Consider the following 13,661-nt stretch of genomic DNA (forward strand, 5'->3'; position numbering starts at 1 on the left):
GGGGACGGGTCGGGAGGAGGCGACGGGGCATGGCAGCGGACGTCGCGGCCGCACTGTTCGACGTGGACGGCACCCTGGTGGACACCACCTACCTGCACACCCTCGCCTGGTGGCAGGCGCTGGCGCAGTACGGCCACGAGGTGGACGCCGCCCGGGTGCACCGGGCCATCGGCATGGGCAGCGACCAGTTGCTCGACCACCTGCTCGGGGACGACCGGGACCGCTCCGAGGACGACTCGGTCAGCGCCGCGCACCTCGCGCTGTACGCCCAGCACTGGCCCGGCCTGCGGGCCTTCCCGGGGGCGGGCGACCTGCTGCGGGAGTGCGCCGGGCGGGGGTGGCGGGTGGTGCTGTCGACCTCCGCCTCGGGCCGTGAACTCGACGTGCTGCGCCGGGTGCTGGACGCCGACGACGCGGTGCACGCGACGGCCGACGCGGACGCGGTGGACGCCTCCAAGCCGGCCCCCGACCTGGTGCGCAGCAGCCTGGCGCAGGTGTCCGCCGCGGCGGACCGGTCGGTGTTCGTCGGCGACAGCGTGTGGGACGTCCGGGCCGCGAACCGGGCCGGGACGCCGTGCGTCGGGGTGGAGACCGGCGGCTTCGCCGCCGCGGAGCTGCGCGACGCGGGCGCCCTGGAGGTGCACCCCTCGGTGGGCGGGCTGCTGGACGGCCTGGACGACAGCCTGCTGGCCCGGCCGCGGACCGGTGAACGGTGAACGGGACGCGTACGACGAACGGCCGCCTCGCCCGCTCTGCCCGTTCTGCCCGCTCTGCCTGCTTGACCTGCATCTGCTGTGCCCGCCGCCTGGGCTACCGCGTCCGCGCGGCGTCCTGGACGGCCCTGTGTGCCCTGTGTGCCCTGTGTGCCCTGTGCACGCTGCTGGACCCGGCTGCGCGCGCGGCCACGGTCGCGGGCCCGGCCACGGTCGTGGACGACTGACGACCGACGATTGATCGACTGGTGGTGAGGACGGTGGACGGCGCGACGCTCTCCCCCCGGGAACGCCAACTGCTGGCGGCCCTGGAGGCCGAACTGCGGGTGGACGTCGAGCTGGACCTGCGCCTGCGCACCATGCGCCACCACCAGTTCCGGGCGGTGCTCGGCCCACCCTGCCGGGCGCTGCTCTCGGTGCTGCTCAGGGTGTTGCACGTGACGCGGTCCTCCCGATGATCACTTCATGACGGTCCGATCATCGGCCCGCTCTCCGTCCGTCCCCTCCCGCGCTCCTCTCCCCTCCCCCGCGCCCGTCGTCTCCCGCGCGCGGCTCGTGCAGCTCGCGGAACACCGCCCAACCCACCGACAGCACCGGTACCGCGACGGCCGCGCCGACGATCCCGCCGAGGGTGCCGCCGACGGCCACCGCCAGGGCGACCGCGACGGGGTGCAGCCGGACCGCCCAGCCCATCACCAGCGGGTGCAGGACGTGCCCCTCCAGCTGGCCGATCAGCACGATCAGGGCCAGCACCAGCAGGGCGGTGACCGGCCCGCGGGTGGCGAGGGCGACCAGCGAGGCGACGGCCAGCGCGATCGGCGAACCGACCAGCGGGATCAGCGCCGCCACGAACTCCAGGCCCGCCAGCGGCACCGCCAGCGGCACGCCGAGGGCCGCCAGCGCCACCCCGACCAGGACGGCGTTGGTGCCCGCGACCAGGAACAGCCCCCGGGTGTACCCGGCGAAGGCCCGCCACGCGGCGTGCCCGGCCCGGCGCCAGAGCACCGCGCTCCGGGCGGGCAGCAGGCCGGTCGCCCAGCCCCACATCCGCTCCCCCGAGTGGGTCAGGAACACGGCGCAGAAGACCGCGAGCGCCGCCCCGGCCGCCGCCTCCACCACCCACCCCGCGCTGGTCAGAGCAGTGGACAGGACGGCCTGCCGGTGGGTGTTGAGCAGCTCGCCCAGCCGCTGCCGGAGGTCCGTCAGCGTCCCGGACCGGGCGTGCAGCGGCGGCCCCTCCAGCCAGTGCTCCAGCCGGTCGACCCCGCCGCGCACCTGCCCGCCGAGCTGCCCCGCCTGCGCCCGGACCACCACCGCGACCAGCACCCCCAGCCCGGCGATCAGCACCAGCGCGCCCAGCACCGTCAGCAGCACCGCCAGCGCGCGCGGCATCCGACGGGCCAGCAGGTCGACAGGCGGCCGCAGCACGGCCGTGAGCACCAGCGCGACGAACACCGCCACCACCGGCAGGATCAGCCGGCTGACCACCAGGTAGCCCGCGTACCCGGCCGCGGCCACCAGCAGCAGCCGCCCGGCCCGCCCCGCCGCCCGCTCCCACCCGCCCCGCCGCCCGGCCACCGGCCCGGGACGCCCGCGCGGCACCCGCGCCACGGCGGAACGGCTGCCCAACGGCGCCCGCACCCGCGCCCGTCGTCCCCTCCCGGGCGCGACGTACCGCCGGGAACCCCGGCCGGGCCGGGGGCCGGGGCCGGGTCCAGTGCCAGGTCCGAGTCCAGGTCCGGGCATCGGGGCATCACCTCCGGCCCTACCGTCTGCCCGAACCGCCGCACGCTACCCGCTACTGCCCGCCGTCCCACCCCGCCGCCCCGCCCCGTCTCCTCCCGCCCCGTCTCCTCCCGTCCCGTCTCCTCCCGCCCCGTCTCCTCCCGCCCCGTCTCCTCCCGTCCAGCCCAGCCCGGAAGCCGTTTCGCCTCGGACCGCGGCGGACAGACGTGCCGCATGAACGCCTCCCCCGCCCCCGCGCCCGTCGTCGCCGCCCCGCCCGTGCCCGCCGACCCGGCCGTCCGGCGGCGGCGCTACCTGCTGTGCCCGCCCGAGCACTTCGCGGTGGAGTACGCGATCAACCCGTGGATGGACCCGGACCGCCCGGTGGACCGGGCGGCGGCGCTGCGGCAGTGGGAGGGGCTGGCGTCGGTGCTGCGCTCGCTCGGCCACCGGGTCGACCTGCTGGCGCCGGAGCCGGGCCTGCCCGACATGGTGTTCACCGCGAACGGGGCGACGGTGGTGGGCGGCCGGGTGCTGGTGGCCCGGTTCCGGCACCGGGAGCGGGCGGGCGAGTCGGCGGCGCACCGGCGCTGGTTCACCGCCGCCCGGTTCCGGCAGGTCCGGACCGCCGCCGAGGTGAACGAGGGCGAGGGCGGCCTGCTGCCGGCCGGGCCGCGGATCCTCGCCGCCACCGGCTTCCGCACCACCGCCGCCGCCCACCGGGAGGCCGAGCGGGTGTTCGGGCGGCCGGTGGTCTCGCTGCGGCTGACCGATCCGCGCTACTACCACCTGGACACCGCGCTGGCCGTCCTGGACGACTCCCGGGTGATGTACTACCCGGACGCGTTCGCCCCCGAGACCCGCCGGCTGCTGCGCCGCCTCTACCCGGACGCGATCCTGGCCCGCGCCCCGGACGCCGCCGCGTTCGGCCTGAACGCCATCAGCGACGGCCGCCACGTGGTGCTGCCGGACGGCGCCCGGGGCCTGGCCGAGCAGCTGCGGGCGGCAGGGTACGTCCCGGTCCCGGTCGGTCTCCCGGAGCTGCGGAAGGCCGGCGGCGGCCCCAAGTGCTGCGTCCTGGAACTGCGCCCGAAGTGAGGTGACACCATGCCGACCGACGCCCGCCCGACCACCGACGCCCGCCCGACCACCGACTCCCCTCCGACCACCGGTACCGGTCCGACCACCGGTACCCCTCCGACCACCGACGCCCCCGGGCTGCCCGCCGCCCGGGGCCCGCTCTCGGCCGCCGTCCTCGCCTCGCTGCGCCACCCCGCGCCCACCCACCTGGCGCCGATGCTGGCCGAGGTCCCGGCGGACCCGTGGGGCGAGGACGTCCAACTCACCCTGTACGTCTGCTACGAGCTGCACTACCGCGGCTTCGCGGGCGTCGACCCGGCCTGGGAGTGGTCGCCGCCGCTGCTCGCGCTGCGCGGGCGGCTGGAGCGGGCGTTCCTGGACGCGCTGCGCCGGGAGGTGAGCGAGCCGCCCCCGCTGGCGGAGGTGCTGGCCGGGCTGCTGGTCGAACCGCCGGACGGCGACGGGCCCTCGCACCACCTGCTGACGGCGGGCACCCGGCAGCAGGCCCGCGAGTACCTGGCGCACCGTTCGCTGTACCACTTGAAGGAGGCCGACCCGCAGATGTGGGCGGTGCCCCGGCTGCCGAACCCGGCGAAGGCGGCGCTGGTCGCCGTGCAGTACGACGAGTACGGCGCGGGCCGGCCGGAGCGGGCCCACGCCGAGCTGTTCGCCGCGATGATGGCCGACTTCGGCCTCGACCCGGCCTACGGCGCGTACCTGGACGCGGTGCCCGCGCCCGCGCTGGCCGTCGTCAACACGATGTCGCTGTTCGGCCTGCACCGGGCCCTGCGGGCCGCGCTGGTCGGACAGTTCGCGGCCGTGGAGATCACCTCCCCGCCGGGCGCGGCCCGGCTCGCCGAGGCGTTCGAACGGCTCGGCGCCACGCCGCGCGGAACGCTCTTCTACCGGGAGCACGTCCTGGCCGACGCCGTCCACGAGCAGCTGGTGCGGCACACCGTGATCGACCCGCTACTCACCCTGCCCGACTGCCCGGGACCCGAGATCGCCTTCGGCGCCCTGGCCTACCTCCGCGCCGAGGACCGGTTCGCCGACCACCTGATGGCCGCCTGGCGCCCCGGCCACGACCACGACTCCGAAGACCACGACCACGACCACGGCTCCGAATCCGGATTCGGATTCGGATTCGGATCGCTGCGCGCCCCGCTACCCGAGTTCGATCCGGGCCCGGCGGCGACGGGCAGCCCGGTCCCGGAGGGGGCCGACCGGTGAGCGCCTCCGCCGGACCGCCGCCGACCGACCGGCCCCCGCCGCTGCTGCGCTTCGGCGTCGAGGAGGAGTTCCTGCTGACCGGCCCGCGCAGCCGGGTGACGGTGCCCGCCGCCGAGGCGGTGGTCTCGGACGCCTCCCGTGCGCTCGGACCGCGCGCCCAGCACGAGTTCCTGGCCACCCAGGTGGAGGGCTGCACCCGGCCGGTCGCCACCGCCGCCGAGCTGCGCGCCGAACTCGCCGACACCCGGGGCGCGTTGCTGTCCGCCGCCGAGCGGGCCGGCTGCCGGCTCACCGCCACCGGCACCCCCGTGCTGCCCAGCCGCCACCCGCTGACCGTCACCCCGAAGCCCCGCTACCTGCGGCTGGCCGACCGGATCGACGGCGTCGCCGACCAGGTCGGGGCCGAACTGTGCGGCTGCCACGTCCACTTGGGCGATCTGACGCTCCGTCAGGCGCTGGCGCTCAGCGCCCGGATGCGCGGCTGGCTGCCGCTGTTCCAGGCGTTCTGCGCCAACTCCCCGTTCTGCGAGGGCGCCGACCGGGGCACCGCCTCCGTCCGGCCCGAACGGTACGCCCGCTGGCCGACCTTCGGCCCGGCCCCCGTCCTGGACGAGCCCGGCTACCGCACCGCCCTGGACCGGCTGGTCGAGGACGGGGTGATCCTCGACCGCCGGATGCTGTACTGGTACGCCCGGCCGTCCGAGCACCTGCCCACCCTGGAGGTCCGGATCGCCGACAGCTGCGCCGAGTTGGACACCATCCTGCTGCTCGCCGTCCTGCTGCGCGCCCTCGCCCACACCCTGCTCGACCCGCGGGTCCGGATCCGGCCGCTGCCCGACGTACCGCTGCGGCTGGCCCACCGCCGGGCCGCGTCCGCCGGCCTCGACGCCCGCCTGCCCGACCCGCGCACCGGTGCGCTCCGACCGGTCCGCCAACTCCTGCCCGACCTGGTCGAGTTCACCGCCCCCGCCCTGCTGCGCACCCGCGAACTCGGCCTCGCCCGGCAGCTGACCGCCCGCCTGCTGACCACCGGCAGCGGCGCCGACCACCAACGTGCCGCCCTCGCCCGCCACGGCCGCCTCGCCGCCGTCGTCGACGACCTCACCCGCCGCACCGCGGCCACCACGCCCACCGCCGCCGCCCCGCACTGACCCCGCGCCCTCGTGCTCGGGTGTCGTCCGCGGCCCGTCGGGCATACGCGGTCCCATGCTGCTGCTACGACCGCCCGGTGTGTACCCCGCCCAGGGGGACACCGCCCTGCTGCTGGACGCGCTCGGCCGGGAGCCGCTGCGGCCCGACGCGCGTTGCCTGGACATCGGCACGGGCTGCGGCGCGCTCGCCCTGGCCGCCGCCCGACGCGGCTGCCGGGTGACCGCCGTGGACCTGTCGCGGCTCTCGCTCGCCACCGCCTGGCTGAACGCCCACCTGCACCGCCTCCCGCTGCGCGTCCGACACGGCGACCTCACCACGCCCGAACCCACCCCCACCGACCCCGCCGCGCCCGACTCCTCCGCCCCCGGCCCCGGCGCCCGGTACCGGTACGACCTGGTGCTGAGCAATCCCCCGTACGTGCCCTCGCCCAGGCCCGGACCGCCGCCGTCCGGCCCGGCCCGGGCCTGGGACGCCGGGCCGGACGGGCGTCTGCTCTTGGACCGGCTGTGCCGCCGGGTGCCGCCGCTGCTCGCGCCGGGCGGGGTGCTGCTGCTCGTGCAGTCCTCGCTGGCCCGTCCCGACGCCACGGTGCGGCAGTTGCGGGCCGCCGGGCTGCGGACCTCGGTCGCCGCCCGGCGACTGCAGGGCTTCGGCCCGGTGATGACGGCCCGCGCGCCGTGGTTCGAACGCGTCGGCCTGATCGAACCGGGCGTCCGCACCGAGGAGTTGGTGGTGATCCGCGGTGTCCGCGACTGACCCGGCCCCCACCACCGGACCACCAACGCCCCCGCCCCCGCCCGTGCCCCGGGTCCGGCTGACCGAGCGCGGTCCGCTGCTGATCGACGGACCGGTGGAGCTGCTCCTGCCGGACGGCACCGTGCTGCGCTGCGACCGCCCGGTCGTCGCGGTCTGCACCTGCCGCCGCAGCCGCCGCTACCCGCTGTGCGACACCAGCCACCGCCGCCGCGGCCGCGGCGCGCCGCCGTTTCCGTCCGACCGCTCCGGGCAGACGCCGGGTGAAGGCAGGACGTGAAATCAGGACGTGAAACGCGACGGCAGGATCCGAACGCAGGAGGAGGTGGACATCGTGGGACGGCTCAATGTTCCGGTGATCTGCGGAGAGTCCGGCGGCCTGGCCATCCCGGCTTTCCAGGTGGTCGAGCTGCTGCGGGCACTGCCCGGCGAGTGGGAGGAGTGGGCCGGCCGCGACGACAGCGGGCTCGACCCGGAGACCACCAGTGCCCTCGCCGACCTGGTCCGCCAGCTCGCCGACCAGATCGACCTCGCGTGCATCGAGATCGCCAGCGAGGTGGAGTGACCCCGTCATGCCGCCGCCCTCCCGCCCCCGGCCACCCGGTCAGGGGCGGCGGCGGACGGCGAGCAGGCAGATGTCGTCGAAGGGGTTGGGTGCGCCGAAGCGGCGCAGCAGGTGGTCGACCAGTCCGGCCGGGTCGGGGGCGGCGCGGTACTCGGTGCAGGCGTGCAGCAGCCGGGTGACGCCGCCGGGGTCCGTGCCGGGGCCGGCGCCGGGTGCGGTGCCGCGCCGTTCGATCAGGCCGTCGGTGTAGAGCAGCAGGGTGTCGCCGGGGGCGAGGTCGAGTTCGGCGGTGGAGCGGCGGGCGCGCGGGTTGACGCCGAGGATCAGGCCGGGCGGCGGTTCGAGGCTGCGGGCGGTGCCGTCGTGGAGCAGAACGGGCGGCAGGTGGCCGGCCCGGGCCCAGGCGAGGTGGCCGGTGCGGGGGTCGAGGCGGGCGACGGTGACGGCGGCGATGTGGTCGGCGCGCTGGTGGCAGAGCATCCGGTCGAGCCGGTCGAGGAGTCGTCCGGGTTCGGCGTCGTCGTAGGCCATTCCCCGTAGCGCGTACCGGAGTTGGGACATGGCGACGGCGGCGGGCAGGCCGTGTCCGGAGACGTCGCCGACGGCGAGCAGGACGGTCCCGTCGGGGAGGTCTAGCAGTTCGTACCAGTCGCCGCCGACCTTGTGGGCGCGTTCGGCGGGCAGGTAGCGGCCGGCGCTGTCGAGTCCGGGGACGGGGCGGCCGGCGGGGGCGCGCATCAGGGCCTGCTGGAGGGCGCGGACGGCGCGCTGTTCGTCGCCGGTGCGGCGGCGCTGGTCGGCGAGGCGGTCGCGGGTGTCGCTGAGGGCCTGCTCGGCGCGCCGCCAGGAGGTGACGTCCTGGACGACGCCGCTGAGCGAGAGCAGCCGGCCGTCGTCGGCGACGGCGGTCTCGCCGAGGGCGCGCAGGTTGCGGTAGCCGTCGGCGGCGCGGACCGCGAAGTCGACGGTGACGGGGGTGCGGCCGTCCAGCAGGGCCAGGGCGGCGGCGCGGACGGCTTCGCGGTCGGCGGGGGCGATCGCGCCGAGGGCGGTGCGCGGGTCGAGGCCGTCGGTGCCGCCGGGGGCGCCGGGGGCGCCGGGGGCGCCGAACAGGTGCGGGACGTCGTCCGAGCAGGCGATCCGGCGCTCACCGGGGTGCCACTCCCAGGTGCCGACCCGGGCCAGCCGGGCGGTCTGGGCGAGTTGGGCGATCCGCCGGTCGCGTTCGTCGTGGGACCGCCAGGTGAGGAGCAGGCCGTCCTGGAACGGGGTGGCGCACACGGTCATCGCGCTGGCCCGGGTGCTGCCCGCGACGGTCTCGACGTACCGTTCCGCCTCGCCCCGGTAGGGGATGCCGTCGGCGGCGGCGGTGCGCAGGCGGTCGAACGTGCCGGAGGCGACCATGCCCGGGTACAGCTCGGTCAGGCGGCGGCCGCGCAGCTCGGCGGCGTCCCGTCCGGCCAGGTCGACGGTGGGCGCGTTGGCGTGCTCGACCTGCAGGTCGGCGACCTTGCCGTCCCGGTCGCGGACGGCGCCCAGCACCAGGACCGGGTCCAGCAGGCCGTCCAGCACGGCCCGGAACCACGGGGCGCCCGCCGGGTCGAACCCGGCGGGGGGCGCCTCGGTCAGCAGGACGCCGGGCAGGCGCAGCAGCGTGTCGGCGGCGAGGTCGGCGAGCGCGGCCAGGTGGGCCTCGACGGCCGGAACAGGGCGGTGCGGCTCCGGCCAGCCGATCTTGAGCGCGCCGAGCAGCCGCCCGCGGGCGTGCAGCGGGAGGGCGCAGACGGTGGTGCCGGGGACCAGGTCGTCACCGGCCAGCTCGGGGTAGCGGGCCGCGAACTCGCGCCGGTCGGCCACCCACACCGGCCGGCCGGTGCGGACGGCCTCGGTGAGCGGCACCCGGGTCCGCGGCGGGATCCGCTGCCACTGGCTGAGCTGCCGGGATGCCACCCCGTACGCGCCGACCAGCCGCAGCGCGCCGTCCGGTTCGCGCACGGCGAGGACGAGCGCCCCGGCGCCGAGCGGGGCGAGGGCGGCGCGGTACAGGCGCTCGGCGAGTTCGTCGGGGTCGGCGGCGGTGGTGAGCGCGGCGGCGGCCAGGTGGAAGCGGGTCGCCAGCCCTTCGACGCTCTCGCCCGCGCCCGCGTCCGCGTGCTTCCTTTCGCCCTCGTTCTCCCCCTCGGAGGCGGATTCGGCCTGCGCCGGTGCGTTCTGCGCCGGTGCGTTCTGCGCCGGTGCAACGGGTGGTGGCTCGGCGGGCGGCGGCTCTGCGGGCGGGTCGGCCGGGACGTCGCGTGCGGCCGGGGGCGGGGCGGCGTTGGCGAGCAGGTCGGCGGCGAGCTGCGCCAGTTTGCGGTTCTCGGCCTGGGAGCGGCTCACCAGTTGCTCGAACGCCTCCTCGGGTGTGCAGCCGAGCCGTCCGACCAGCACGCCCTTGGCCTGCTCGATCACCGCCCGGGTCCGCATCGCGGTGCGCAGCCCCTCCAGCTCGGTGCGCAGCCGGTCGACCGTGGCCTCCAGTCCGGACTGTTCGCCGTCCACCGTGTCCCGCCTCCTCCGCCGTCCGTCCCGCCGCCTCCACCCTAGGCCGCCGGAGCGGTCATTTTGTCTCCTTCATCACGGTTTGGCCGATTCGGTTCGTGGCGAGACGCGCCGGAGGGGCCCCTCCCGCGCACGTGCGTGGAGGAACGGCACCGAAGCACCGGGACCGAGGACCGAGAACCGAGAACGGAGAGCCGACATGAGCGACAGCAACGGCAACGGCGGCACCACCGGCGGCGGGCCGAACGAGCTGGCGGGGATGACCGTGGCCTTCCTGGTCGCGCCCGAGGGCACCGAGCAGGTCGAGCTGACCTCGCCGTGGCAGACCGTCCTGGACCACGGCGGCACCCCCCGGCTGGTCTCCACCGAGCTGGGCGAGATCCGGGCCTTCCACCACCTGGACCGGGCCGACCCGTTCATGGTGGACGCGGCCGTCGCGGACGTCTCGGCCGCCGACTTCGACGCCCTGGTGCTGCCCGGCGGCGTCGCCAACCCGGACTTCCTGCGCACCGACCCGAAGGCGGTGGAGTTCGCCGCCGGGTTCTTCGCCCGCGGCAAGCCCGTCGCGGTGATCTGCCACGGGCCGTGGACGCTGATCGAGGCCGACGTCGTCCGCGACCGCGCGATGACCTCCTGGCCCAGCCTCCACACCGACCTGCGCAACGCGGGCGCGCACTGGACCGACCGCCCCGTGGTGGTCTGCACGAACGGCCCCAACACGCTGGTCTCCAGCCGCAAGCCGGACGACCTGCCGGCCTTCGACCGGGCCCTGGTCACCGCGTTCGCCGGCCAACCGGCCGCCGCCTGACGCCTGACGCCCCGGTCCGACACCCGACACCCGACACCCGACATGCCACGGCCCGACCGGCTCCCGGTCGGGCCGTGGTCTGCGCGCACCGTGGTCTGCTCGCACCGTGGTCTGCGCGCACTGCGGGCGGCTCGCACTCAGCTCGCGGTCAGCGGATAGGCGTACCCGTAGGGGTGGCACAGGCCGGGCGGGTAGGGCTCCAGGAAGCAGGCGACCGTGCCGAGCACCGTCACCCGCAGTCCGTCCTCGCCCAGGTAGACCACGAGGCCCTCGTCCGTGGTCTCCGCCGAGCGGTACACCACCGCCATCACCTGCGGGGCGTGCCCGCCAGGCCGCCCGGGAACGGTGATCCGGTAACCATGCGCCCCGTTCATGACTCCACCTCGGCCCTGCTCGTCCACCACGTCGCCCACGACTCGCCCGTCCCCTCCGACCCGCGCCGACGGGCCCGCGCTCCGCGCATACCCCCAGGGCATTCTTCCAATCGATCCCCCATCCCCATCCCCCTCAGGCCGTCCCCGCCGCGCACAGCAGCCGGACGGCGGCCGGCAGGTCGGCGGCGCGGCGGTGGCCCGCGACGGCGAGTTCGCCGGGGCGGGCGTTGTCGGGCCGGACGAGCAGGCCGTGCGCCCCGGCCGAGGCCGCGGCGACGAGGTCGGCGCCGGTGCCGCCGACCAGGGTGGTGCGCTCCGGCCGCACCCGCAGCGCCCGGGCCGCGGCGAGCACCAGCCCGGGGGCGGGCTTGCGGCAGCCGCAGCGGTCGGCGGGCCGGTGCGGGCAGACCGCCCACACGTCGAACGGGCCGAACAGCTCCTCGATCCGGTGGTGCACGCGCTCGATGCCGGGCCGGGTCAGGGATCCCCGGGCGACCCCCGGCTGGTCGGTGACCACGCCCAACCGGACGCCGAGCGCCCGCAGTTCGGCGACGGCCTCCCGGGCGCCGGGCCGCGGGTAGACCCGGCCGGGGTCGCCGTTGTAGGCGATGTCCGCCACCAGCACGGCGTCCCGGTCGAGCAGCACCGCGCCGCCGGGGACGCCGTCCTCGCCGTCCGTTCGCCGTCCGCCGGCGCCGCCCCGGAGCACCACCCACGGCCCGGCGGCCCCGGGCCCGGAGGTCCACGGCCCGGACGCCCACGAACTGGGCGTCCACGACCCGCCGCCCTCCCACTGGCCGGGGCTGGTGGACGGTTCCAGGTAGTGCGGTGCGAACTCCATACCCTGCGGCTGACCAGGTCCGCCCGCCGCAAACCCGAATGGCCGGAGCACCTTTCCCGGAAATGTCAACCGCACAAAAACCGGGCCGCCGGAAAATCCCCGAAACGCGATCCAGGAGCAGCGGTTCCGGCGGAAGTCAACGGCATTCCGCCGATGGATTCCCTCCCGTTCCACGTGATATCCATGGCGGAATCCGACCGCCGCCCTTTCCCCGCCGAGGAGCGCACCATGAACGAGCAGTCACCCGAAGCCGGTTGGCACGTCGACCGGCGCTGCACCAACTGCGACGCCGCCCGGCAGCTCGCGCCGGGCCTGATCGCCGAAGTCGGCGGCCGTTCCGCGGTCGTCCGCCGGCCGCGCACCGGGGCGGAGGAGCAGGCGCTGCGCGCCGCCGCATTCGCCTGCCACACCCGGTCGGTCCGCCACGACGGGCACGTCCCGGCACCGGAACTCGACCCTTTTCCGCTGCGGCTGACCGAACACGTGCACCTGTGCGGGCACAACTCGCCGCGCACCGCCGGGGCGAATTCCTACCTGCTGCGCCGGCCGGCCGGAAATCTGCTGATGGTCGACACCCCGCGTTTCAGTTCCGCGCTGGCCGCGAAATACGCCGCCCTCGGCCCGGTCACCGACGTCCTGCTCACCCACCGCGACCACGCCGCGCACGGCCGCGCCTACGCCGACCGGTTCGGCGCCCGCCTGTGGATCCACGAGGGCGATCTGGCCGCCGCCCCGGACGCCGACCGGGTCGTCCGGGGCACCGAGCCGGTCGAGGTCGCCGAGGGGGTGAGCGCGCACCCGCTGCCCGGGCACACCGAGGGCAGCGTGCTGTACCTCGCCGACGGGCGCTACTGCTTCAGCGGCGACAGTTTCTACTGGTCCCGCGGCAACCGGGACCTCGCCGTCGCCGAATCGGTGACCTGGTACTCCGTCACCGAACTCGCCGCCTCGCTGGCCCGCACCGCTCCCCGGGTGCGCTTCGAGTGGCTGCTGCCCGGCCACGGCAACCGCCGCCACCTGCCCGCCGAGGAGTTCGCCCGCCGCCTGCACGCCCTGGCCGCCCGCACCGCTGAACTCCGGCCCCGTCCGGTCGACTTCACCGCCCTGCGCTGGTGAACGCGGCCGTCACCTCAGCCTTCGCCCGCCACCCCCAGCAGCGCCCCCGGCCCGGCCGGACCGCGCCGCCGCCGCACCGCCCGGAGGACGCGGTCGATCCGTTCCACACCGGGGCCGCCGGCCTGCCGCAGTTCCTCCGGCGTCGGTTCGCGGCCGGCCAGCCGGAGCACGGCGCAGAGCTGGCCGATCCACAACTCCTCCGGCGTGCAGGGCTGTTGCCGCCGGTCCGCGAGCAGCGCGGCCAGGTGCTCGGCGCCGCAGGCGACCAGCAGCCGGACCCCGCCCGGACCCTGCCCCCGCCCGGGGAGCACCGCACTGTACGGGCGCCCGGCGGGCGGCGCGGCCCCGCAGACCTCGCAGGACCGCGCGGCCCGCCGGGACGTCCCGGGCAGTCGGGCCGGTCGAGTCGGCCGGTTCGGCCGGAGCGGCTGGGCGGCCGCCATGGCGTCAGTCCTCCCCCAGGACGGCGTACAGCTCCACGTCCGCCGGGACGGCCGTTCCGGCGACCGCCCACGGCTGCCGGGACGGCGCGGCCGGCTGCGGGGCGCGTTCCTCGACCCGGTGCGCCGAGCGCGTCGACCGCGGTCCGGGCCGCCCCACGATGCCGACCGGCCCCGAGGGGATGGGGACGGCGTGACGACGGGTGTCCATGAGGTGCTTCCTTCCGTTCCCCCCTCGTTGCTGGTCGCCGCGCCTACCCGGAGGCCCGCCCCGAAAACCCGCCGCCTTCAATGCCCCTGCACAGCACGGAAGTTGCCGGCCG

General features: G+C 76.6%; 16 protein-coding genes. 10 read left to right on the top strand and 6 right to left on the bottom strand.

The window, feature by feature from the left end:
- Positions 1–29: 29 nt before the first annotated feature.
- Positions 30–716 carry an HAD family hydrolase gene (locus OU787_RS00785; protein WP_030462039.1) on the top strand — a complete coding sequence of 229 codons (687 nt, stop codon included), beginning with the start codon at positions 30–32 and terminating at the stop codon, positions 714–716.
- 248 nt (positions 717–964) lie between these two features.
- Positions 965–1,171 carry a hypothetical protein gene (locus tag OU787_RS00790; protein ID WP_268658159.1) on the top strand — a complete coding sequence of 69 codons (207 nt, stop codon included), beginning with the start codon at positions 965–967 and terminating at the stop codon, positions 1,169–1,171.
- Positions 1,172–1,190: 19 nt separating this feature from the next.
- On the opposite strand, the gene OU787_RS00795 is transcribed toward OU787_RS00790, so the two are convergent.
- Positions 1,191–2,342: an AI-2E family transporter gene (locus tag OU787_RS00795; RefSeq protein WP_268658160.1), complete on the bottom strand. Its 1,152-nt coding sequence runs from the start codon at positions 2,340–2,342 to the stop codon at positions 1,191–1,193.
- Positions 2,343–2,672: 330 nt separating this feature from the next.
- On the opposite strand from OU787_RS00795, the gene ddaH reads away from it, so the two are divergent.
- Genes ddaH through OU787_RS00825 form a run of 6 tightly spaced genes read left to right on the top strand, consistent with a single transcriptional unit; the run spans position 2,673 to position 7,218 of the window.
- Positions 2,673–3,536, top strand: a complete 864-nt coding sequence (ddaH, locus tag OU787_RS00800) for a dimethylargininase (protein WP_268658161.1) — start codon at positions 2,673–2,675, stop codon at positions 3,534–3,536.
- Between the two features lie 9 nt (positions 3,537–3,545).
- Positions 3,546–4,748: an iron-containing redox enzyme family protein gene (locus tag OU787_RS00805; RefSeq protein WP_268658162.1), complete on the top strand. Its 1,203-nt coding sequence runs from the start codon at positions 3,546–3,548 to the stop codon at positions 4,746–4,748.
- Positions 4,745–5,899 carry a carboxylate-amine ligase gene (locus OU787_RS00810; protein WP_268658163.1) on the top strand — a complete coding sequence of 385 codons (1,155 nt, stop codon included), beginning with the start codon at positions 4,745–4,747 and terminating at the stop codon, positions 5,897–5,899. Before OU787_RS00805 ends, OU787_RS00810 begins: the two co-directional genes overlap by 4 nt.
- 55 nt (positions 5,900–5,954) lie before the next feature.
- A complete protein-coding gene (locus OU787_RS00815; RefSeq protein WP_268658164.1) occupies positions 5,955–6,656 on the top strand; it encodes a methyltransferase in 702 nt (233 codons plus the stop codon).
- Positions 6,643–6,933, top strand: coding sequence for a CDGSH iron-sulfur domain-containing protein (locus tag OU787_RS00820; protein WP_327059344.1), 291 nt, complete (start codon positions 6,643–6,645; stop codon positions 6,931–6,933). Before OU787_RS00815 ends, OU787_RS00820 begins: the two co-directional genes overlap by 14 nt.
- Positions 6,934–6,978: 45 nt before the next feature.
- The gene (locus OU787_RS00825; protein WP_268658165.1) at positions 6,979–7,218 is read left to right on the top strand and encodes a DUF6213 family protein; all 240 of its coding nucleotides are present in this window, start codon (positions 6,979–6,981) and stop codon (positions 7,216–7,218) included.
- A 39-nt stretch (positions 7,219–7,257) separates the two neighbouring features.
- On the opposite strand, the gene OU787_RS00830 is transcribed toward OU787_RS00825, so the two are convergent.
- On the bottom strand, positions 7,258–9,759 hold the full coding sequence (locus OU787_RS00830; RefSeq protein WP_268658166.1) for a SpoIIE family protein phosphatase: 2,502 nt from the start codon (positions 9,757–9,759) through the stop codon (positions 7,258–7,260).
- 259 nt (positions 9,760–10,018) lie between these two features.
- Here OU787_RS00830 and OU787_RS00835 point away from each other — a divergent pair, with 259 nt between their 5' ends.
- Positions 10,019–10,567: a type 1 glutamine amidotransferase domain-containing protein gene (locus tag OU787_RS00835; protein ID WP_030464363.1), complete on the top strand. Its 549-nt coding sequence runs from the start codon at positions 10,019–10,021 to the stop codon at positions 10,565–10,567.
- A 137-nt stretch (positions 10,568–10,704) separates the two neighbouring features.
- On the opposite strand, the gene OU787_RS00840 is transcribed toward OU787_RS00835, so the two are convergent.
- Together OU787_RS00840 and OU787_RS00845 are read right to left on the bottom strand one after the other, a co-directional pair.
- The gene (locus tag OU787_RS00840; RefSeq protein WP_157852605.1) at positions 10,705–10,941 is read right to left on the bottom strand and encodes a DUF6296 family protein; all 237 of its coding nucleotides are present in this window, start codon (positions 10,939–10,941) and stop codon (positions 10,705–10,707) included.
- Between the two features lie 133 nt (positions 10,942–11,074).
- Positions 11,075–11,782, bottom strand: coding sequence for a D-glycero-alpha-D-manno-heptose-1,7-bisphosphate 7-phosphatase (locus tag OU787_RS00845; protein WP_081967372.1), 708 nt, complete (start codon positions 11,780–11,782; stop codon positions 11,075–11,077).
- 228 nt (positions 11,783–12,010) lie between these two features.
- Here OU787_RS00845 and OU787_RS00850 point away from each other — a divergent pair, with 228 nt between their 5' ends.
- Positions 12,011–12,898, top strand: a complete 888-nt coding sequence (locus OU787_RS00850) for an MBL fold metallo-hydrolase (protein ID WP_268658167.1) — start codon at positions 12,011–12,013, stop codon at positions 12,896–12,898.
- A gap of 14 nt (positions 12,899–12,912) precedes the next feature.
- On the opposite strand, the gene OU787_RS00855 is transcribed toward OU787_RS00850, so the two are convergent.
- On the bottom strand, positions 12,913–13,341 hold the full coding sequence (locus OU787_RS00855) for a hypothetical protein (RefSeq protein WP_268658168.1): 429 nt from the start codon (positions 13,339–13,341) through the stop codon (positions 12,913–12,915).
- A 4-nt stretch (positions 13,342–13,345) separates the two neighbouring features.
- The gene (locus OU787_RS00860; RefSeq protein WP_268658169.1) at positions 13,346–13,549 is read right to left on the bottom strand and encodes a hypothetical protein; all 204 of its coding nucleotides are present in this window, start codon (positions 13,547–13,549) and stop codon (positions 13,346–13,348) included.
- Positions 13,550–13,661: the final 112 nt, after the last annotated feature.

It is taken from the genome of Kitasatospora sp. YST-16 (assembly GCF_026802215.1).
GTDB classification, from domain to species: Bacteria; Actinomycetota; Actinomycetes; order Streptomycetales; family Streptomycetaceae; genus Kitasatospora; species Kitasatospora cineracea.